This is a genomic window from Streptococcus sp. HMSC071D03 (genome assembly GCF_001812125.1).
In the GTDB taxonomy this organism is placed as follows: domain Bacteria; phylum Bacillota; class Bacilli; order Lactobacillales; family Streptococcaceae; genus Streptococcus; species Streptococcus pseudopneumoniae_N.
In genome coordinates this window covers 43,435-51,007 of record NZ_KV807750.1, presented here as the reverse complement: position 1 = coordinate 51,007, position 7,573 = coordinate 43,435, and the positions used below count along the sequence as shown (strand labels likewise).

At 38.3% G+C, this 7,573-nt stretch carries 6 protein-coding genes; 1 reads left to right on the top strand and 5 read right to left on the bottom strand.

Annotation, left to right across the window (positions count from 1 at the left end):
- Positions 1-36 precede the first annotated feature (36 nt).
- The 5 genes from HMPREF2837_RS05365 to HMPREF2837_RS05345 all read right to left on the bottom strand — a co-directional run bounded on the left by HMPREF2837_RS05365 (position 37) and on the right by HMPREF2837_RS05345 (position 6,384).
- Entirely contained in the window at positions 37-1,086 is a 1,050-nt protein-coding gene (locus tag HMPREF2837_RS05365; RefSeq protein ID WP_075230720.1) for a DUF389 domain-containing protein, read from the bottom strand.
- Between the two features lie 575 nt (positions 1,087-1,661).
- Positions 1,662-3,653 carry an ABC transporter permease gene (locus HMPREF2837_RS05360; RefSeq protein WP_075230719.1) on the bottom strand — a complete coding sequence of 664 codons (1,992 nt, stop codon included), beginning with the start codon at positions 3,651-3,653 and terminating at the stop codon, positions 1,662-1,664.
- 1 nt (position 3,654) lies between these two features.
- Positions 3,655-4,413 (bottom strand): ABC transporter ATP-binding protein, encoded by a 759-nt coding sequence (locus HMPREF2837_RS05355; RefSeq protein WP_075230718.1) that lies wholly within the window; start codon positions 4,411-4,413, stop codon positions 3,655-3,657.
- A 326-nt stretch (positions 4,414-4,739) separates the two neighbouring features.
- The gene (locus tag HMPREF2837_RS05350; RefSeq protein ID WP_049548630.1) at positions 4,740-5,714 is read right to left on the bottom strand and encodes a sensor histidine kinase; all 975 of its coding nucleotides are present in this window, start codon (positions 5,712-5,714) and stop codon (positions 4,740-4,742) included.
- Complete coding sequence (locus HMPREF2837_RS05345) at positions 5,707-6,384, bottom strand: response regulator transcription factor (protein WP_049548629.1); 678 nt, start codon at positions 6,382-6,384, stop codon at positions 5,707-5,709. Before HMPREF2837_RS05345 ends, HMPREF2837_RS05350 begins: the two co-directional genes overlap by 8 nt.
- A gap of 95 nt (positions 6,385-6,479) precedes the next feature.
- On the opposite strand from HMPREF2837_RS05345, the gene HMPREF2837_RS05340 reads away from it, so the two are divergent.
- Positions 6,480-7,556 carry a DUF2974 domain-containing protein gene (locus HMPREF2837_RS05340; protein WP_075230717.1) on the top strand — a complete coding sequence of 359 codons (1,077 nt, stop codon included), beginning with the start codon at positions 6,480-6,482 and terminating at the stop codon, positions 7,554-7,556.
- Positions 7,557-7,573: the final 17 nt, after the last annotated feature.

Below are 7,573 nucleotides of genomic sequence, written 5' to 3'. Positions count from 1 at the left end.
GCTGATGTAGCCGGTTGACCTTCATAATTGATATCCTCAATCCTTGTCTGCCTCATTTTCTTTTACGAGATCGTTTTGTGAATCTTTTTCAGAGAGTTTTTGATCGATATACTGGTTAATGGTTTCGTAAAATTCCTTGGTCGCCTCACTATCTAATTTTGTCGAATTATGGACTTGATTGACTTTTAATTGAACAGATTGAATACCGTAAGAGGCTTGTTTTTGACGGATGGTTTCTAATTCTTCTTCTGAAATCGGATCTCCAACAACTGTCAAGACCAATTCATTATTCCTTGACTTGTAGACTTGATTAATGACCGTATGATTGGCGAACTCTTTGCCTACAAACTGTTTAATCCCTTCTTTTCGTGCTTGATCCATCGTCAGAGTGACTGCTGAATAGCTGGCTGGAAGAACCAATAATACAATCAAGGAGATCAACCCAATTCTCATTTTAATGTTTAGCTCTTTAAATGAACTTAAGGGAGATTTTCTCATCATAATTCTTGTTCCAACAATGTTGATTAGCATGATAAAGACACAGTTGATCAAGAAAAGATAAAGAGCCCCAAATAAAAATCGTACATTCCCATTAGCTAAACCATATCCTGCAGTGCATATAGGTGGCATCAGAGCTGTTGCGATAGCTACTCCTGGTACGATATTGTTTGCTTCTTTTTTCCTTGAACCAATGAAACCTGCTATCCCACCAGCAATAGCAATGAGTACATCCCAAATAGTTGGAGAGGTTCGTGCAATCAACTCGCTACTTGCATAAGATAAGGGAGAAATCCAGAAATACAAAGTCGAGACAAGCAAACTGACCAATACTTGAGTAAATAAAACCTCTAGAGATTGCTTGATTAAACGCGTATCAAAAATAGCTAAACCAAACCCCAGTCCAACAATCGGTGTCATAAGAGGTGAAATCAACATGGCTCCAATAACGACAGCTGTTGAATTCATATTTAGACCTATAGAGGCAATAAAAATCGCACACATCAAAATCACTGTATCTCTTAATCGAACATGAAGGTCATCATATAGTTTCTCGCGGAATTCACGTGTTGAATAGTTTCCGGTCATTGATTACTCCTTTTATTTCATATAATCTTGTTTCTGCATGGATGATGTTAGAGAGACTTCTGTCCAAACTGATATGTTTTTAATTCTTAGCTGTGATTCTTTTGAACATTAGCTTTTAAATATCTATCAATCCATCCTACATATTATATCAAAAATTTTACAGTCTTTCTCTGAAGAAATCAATTCATTTAAAAGATAGAAAAGGAAGTCATTTTTGTTTCCTTATCCGAAGAAGAAAAACGATGTCTCCTCTGAAAGTAGATACCGTTTTAATGTTTAAACATGATGAGTTTGTAGCAGCAATCCTAGCTGATATCGCCAACAAATCACGTGTTGAGAAATAAGAGATAAAACCTGGTACAAAATCCTATCTACTAAAAAGAGGCCGGGACAAAAGTCCTAGCCTCTCAATTGTCTTTGGATTGTCGTGCAAGACGCAGTGGTTGAGTGGGCTCTACTACGCTGATTTCATCAGCTTTTACAGCCCTACTCAACTGTGCGTAGGTGGGACGACGAAATCGAATTCTAACGAATTAACGATTTCTGTCCCACTCTCTTTTTTGATGTTTCTGTTTTTACATTTGAACAATTCTACGATAGCTTCTTGAAGTAATCATAAAGATAAGTACGTAGATGAGGGCAAAGATACCACAAATAGAAAGTGTTACACTTAACATCATGGCTGAATCAACAACACCAACGACCTTGAGAATCAGGCTCAACATGTGATAAGCAAAAGCCAGATGAAGAAAGGCAAAGGCCAGAGGTAGGAAGAAAACAGTCAAGACTTGTTTATTAATGGTTTGCTTGATTTGTTTTTGATCCAAGCCAACTTTTTGCAGGATGACAAAGCGTTCACGGTCTTCATAACCTTCTGAGATTTGTTTATAGTAGATAACGAGAACTGTACCTACCATAAAGATGATAGAGAGGAAAATTCCAATAAAGAGAACTCCTCCAAAGAGAGCGTTCATTTCGACAGTTGACTCACTCGCAATGTTTGCACCGTAAATCATACCATTCTCGTTCTTGAGATTGTGACTGAAATTATTCACATACTCATGAAAATCGTCAGCTAGCTTTAACTGTTCCTCTTGACTGGCGGTTACATCCATACCACCGTATAACTGAGTATAAATAGCAGAATCCTGATATTTTTCTAAAAAGCTTTGAAGATCTGGTACGACAAGGTAGTTATAATCCGAAATCAAGAGAACATACTGATTTGAAACATGATTGATGATAAAATCTTGCTGGATTTCTTCCTTGATACGATACTCTTGATTGTTAAGACTGAATGTTTTCTGACCTTTTAGTTGGTCATTTTTAGCCCAAAGACCAACTTCGTTATCCGTTAAATGAAGCTTTTGTCCAGTCATTTTCTCATAGTCTTTTTGTTCAAAAACTAGGAAGACTGTCTTAGGCATGACATTGTTTTGCCCTTTTTCAAAGATGGTTAATTTGGTCCCATCTTGACTAGAAAGACCAAAACTTGAAAAGCTGAGAACATCCTTATTGCTGATCGTTAGATTCTTTTCACTGGCATATTGACTCAATAGTTGGCCTAAATCCTCAACTTCTACATTTTGTCCTGAAACTGACATATCGTGAGGATATAGGATTTTTTTCATATTTTCAGATCCGTTGTAGATACTAGTAGCTGCAGACATAGTAACCAAAACCATGGTTGAAAGGATGGCAATGGTTGCTAATCCGACAGCATTTTTCTTCATACGGAAGATGAGGTTAGAAACAGAGATGAGGTTGTTAGGTTGGTAGTAATATCTCTTGTTTTTCTTGAGCAACTGTAAGAAAACTGTAATACCAGCATTGAATAAGAGATAGGTCCCTACAATAACTAACATAACCGCAATAAAGAAAGTAGCGATAGCTTTGAAAGCATCTGTTACGCTTAGTGCTAAGTAGTACCCACCACCTAGTGCAATTAGCCCTACAAGTGTCTGAAGGACTAGGAAACGCCCCTTCTTCTCACCTTTTGCTTTCTCACGAGAAAGTTGCAGAGCATCCATTCGGATAATGCGGATAGCATTTAGGAAGACAAGGGCTAAAAAGATAAAACCGAATACCAGAAGGATTGAAAGCACTACAGACCATTGGAAAGTTGCAACTAACTCTACCTTCATCTTTGCAAGTTTAAGTAGTAAAGCGAAAATCAGATTATCAAAGAGGGCACCAATTCCAATCCCAGCAGTGACTGTTACTAGCCCAAATATCAAGAGTTCCTTAAAGGTCATACCAATCAAATGGCGTTTTTCTAAGCCCAACATGCCATATACACCCAGTTCTTTTGAGCGATTTTTCATGACAAAACTATTGGCATAAAGCACGATAATGGCTGATGCAAGTGTCACAACGACAAGCCCTAGTTGTAGGGTAAATTGTATAGCAGATGCACCACGTAAATCCACAATTTTAGGATTAAAGGCTAGAGAGTAAAAGAGATAGCTAATTGTGACTGCCAAAATGACAGACAAAGCAAATGGATAATAGAGTTTGCGGTTTTTAATTAAGTTGGATATGGCCAACTTATTGGTTAATCGAAACATACTAGTTCACCTCACTTGCCATAACAGTCAAGGTATCAGAGATTTCTTGGAACATCTGACGATCCGTCTTTTCACCACGGTAGATTTGATTATAGAGAATACCGTCCTTGATGAAAAGGACACGTTTTGCACGGCTGGCCGCAGCTGTTGAGTGGGTCACCATGAGAATGGTTTGCCCTTGTTCATTGATCTGATCAAAGATATCAAGGAGAGCTGCAGACGATTTAGAGTCTAGGGCACCTGTTGGCTCGTCCGCAAGAAGAATTTCTGGTTCTGTGATGATAGCCCGTGCAACTGCTACCCTTTGTTTTTGCCCTCCAGAGATTTCATAAGGGTACTTCTCCTGCAATTGATTGATGCCAAGATTTTCGGCCGTCACGACCAATTTTTTCATCATTTCTGTAATAGGCTTTCTAGACAATACCAAAGGGAGTAAGATATTGTCTTTAACAGAAAGCGTATCTAACAAATTGAAGTCTTGGAAGACAAATCCTAACTTTTCACGACGGAAGCTTGATGCTTCTGAATTTTTAATGGTAGCTGTGTCAGTTCCATTTAGGAAGACCTGACCACGAGTTGGCTTGTCAAGCATAGCAAGAATATTCAGTAGAGTAGATTTACCAGAACCAGACTCACCCATGATAGCGACGTAGTCGCCTTTTTCAACTGTAAAGTGAATATCTTTCAGGGCTTCTACTTGGTTGCCTTGAAAGCGAGTTTTATAAATCTTTTGAACGTGTTTTACATCTAATACTGTCATTTTAACTTCTCCTTTTTAATATCCCATTAATTGAAACTGAGCTTGCATCATTTCGATGCCGATTTGAACTCGCTCGATATCCTTTGGACTCGGCTTACTTGTATGTTTCTTTTGTAAAATTGTTTTCATGGTTTCTCTCCTTTTTCTTTATGCTCTAAGTTTACTCCAAAAAAAGATGGCTTGCCATAACATAACCTTACAACAGAGGCCTTTAATCTTACATTTTTGTAAGATTACATTTTTATCTAATTGTAGCCTTTTTTCTCACTATATCAAGGTCTAAAGAAGAGCTTGAAAGGTTTCTTCCAAGCTCTTCACAATTCTTTTCATTCAATCAGTAAATTCACTTCAGAGAACTTAATCCTCACAGTTGTTCCTTGCCCAAGCTCGGATTCTATTTGAATCTGATGTCCTAATTCTTGGCTGATTTTCTGGGTTAGATAGAGTCCAAGTCCAGATGACTGCTGGGTCATTCGACCATTATAGCCTGAAAATCCGCGTTCAAAGACTCGCAATTGATCACTGTTTTTGATACCAATCCCAGTATCTTTGATGCAAAGGTCTTGATCTTCCATATAGATCTCAATTCCACCTTCATTTGTGTATTTGAGGCTATTTGAAAGGATTTGTTCAATAACTACTAACATCCATTTTTTATCCGTCACAATGCTTCTGTCCAAATCATGCAGATTGATACTAAGACCTTTCTGAATAAAGAAAATGGCATATTTGCGAATGACTTCCTTGACCAAATCTTCTATATTCTCTTTCTTCAAAACCAAATCATCATGGAAGCTTTCTAAGCGTAGATATTGGAGAACGAGGTTGGTATAGGAATCAATCTTAAAAATTTCCTGCTCCAACTGTTGTTTCAGTTGGCGATCCGCCACCTCGCTCACTAGTAGTTTACTAGCTGCAATTGGTGTTTTTATCTGATGAACCCAGAGTGTATAGTAGTCCACCAAATCATTATAGCGGTTTTCAGCATCTGATTTCTTTTGATAGAGTTCAGCTTCGCTTTTCTCTAATTTTTCAGTTAGAAGGACTTCCATTGGTGACTTAGCTTTTCTTTCGCCATAAAGCAATTCCTTACGATAACGTTGCAATTCTATCAAGAAATCAAATACCAAAAACAAAAATGTCAAAAATGTAGATAGAAAGAAGAAATAGTTAAAGTAGGGCCCTTGCTTATCAAACAAGATTTCAAAGAGAAAAAGCAAACCTGTAAGAGCAAGAATAAAAGCAAAAAAACGGCTACGCGAACGGATATAAGCTAGAAAAAAACTTTTAATATCAAGCATGTTTCAATCCATACCCTATCCCTTTCTTGGTTTCGATAAAACCAATCAAACCTTCTTCCTCCAATTTCTTACGCAAACGAGCGACATTAACGGACAAGGTATTATCATCGATAAAGAAGTCACTGTTCCAGAGTTCCCGCATCAAATCATCACGCGCTACGATATTTCCCGCATGTTCAAATAAAACCCGTAAAATCTGAAATTCATTCTTTGTTAAACTGATAGCTTTGCCATTGACATGCACATCCATAGACTTGGTGTTGAGGATAACTCCAGCATACTCTAGGAGACTTTCATCCCGTCCAAACTCATAAGAGCGACGCAATAATCCTTGTACCTTAGCTAAAAGTACCTGCTGGTCAAAAGGCTTGGTCACAAAATCATCTGCCCCCATATTAATAGCCATAACGATGTCCATAGCCTGGTCTCTTGATGACAGAAACATAATAGGAACTTTGGAAATCTTGCGAATCTCCTGGCACCAGTGATAACCATTAAAGAGAGGCAAGCCGATATCCATGAGAACCATATGAGGTTGAGATTGAACAAATAGTGTCAGAACTTCCATAAAGTCTTCTACCATAACTACTTCAAAACCCCATTCGGAGAGCATTTTCCCAACTTGCTGACGAATAACTGGATCATCTTCTACTAGTAAAATCTTGTGCATCTGCTCCTCCTTTTTCTATATTATAGCAAAATTCTTCTCACTACTAGCGAAATTGATGTAAATCTGATATGATAAAAGTTAAGAAAGGAATTCTCATGGCCAATATTTTTGACTACCTAACTGACGTTCAATACGATTCTTTTTATGATCTCCCTTTAAATGAACTGGATGTACTTGCTTTGACAGAGCTGACCTATCTTTCTTTTGATCATCTATTGGACCAGCCTGTCAATCGTTTAAGCGATGTCGCAACACGCATCCCGCGAGAAAGTACCATGTTGACCAATAAAGAACGGCTTCAGCTCCTCGATCAGTTATCCCAACACAAACGTTTTAAAAATAGCAAACTTTCTAATTTTGTCAACGAGATAGACACAGAACTCCAAAAGCAATTCGCTGCTATGACCTATCGTCTGAACCTAGATACTTATCTGATTGTCTTTCGAGGTACAGACGATAGTATTATTGGTTGGAAGGAAGATTTCCATATGACTTACATGAAGGAAATCCCTGCCCAAAGGCATGCTCTTGAATACTTAGAAGAATTCTTTACCCAACATCCAAAACAGAAAGTGATTGTAGCTGGACATTCTAAAGGTGGGAATCTGGCCGTCTATGCTGCAAGTCAAATCCAACCTGAATTGCAGGAAAAGATATCTGCAATTTATACCTATGATGCCCCTGGTTTGCAGGCTCATCTGACTGAAACCACTGGCTATCAAGATGTTATTCCAAAAATTGGCCGCTATGTCCCACAGGGATCTGTCATTGGCATGATGCTAGAAGTCCCTGATACACCTATCGTCGTCAAGTCTACAGCTCTCGGAGGAATCGCTCAACACAGTACCTTTAGTTGGCTGACAGAGGGACACCACTTTGTCCAACTAGAGGCTATCAGTAGCGAAAGTCTCCAAATCAAAGACACTCTTAAAGAATGGGTGGACAGTGTGCCCGATGAAGAACTAGAGCTCTACTTTGATCTCTTTTTCGGAACCATCCTAGAATCTGGAATCACTTCCATCAACGATTTATCTTCTAGAAATGCTATTGAACACATTCGACAACTTGTTTCTCAAGCTCAGACTCTGGAGCCTGAGCAAGTTGAAATCTTAAAAAATCTGACACAACTCCTACTGGATGCACGCTTCCAAGCCTGGAAAAATCATTTTTAATGTCTAAAAAAGTCCCT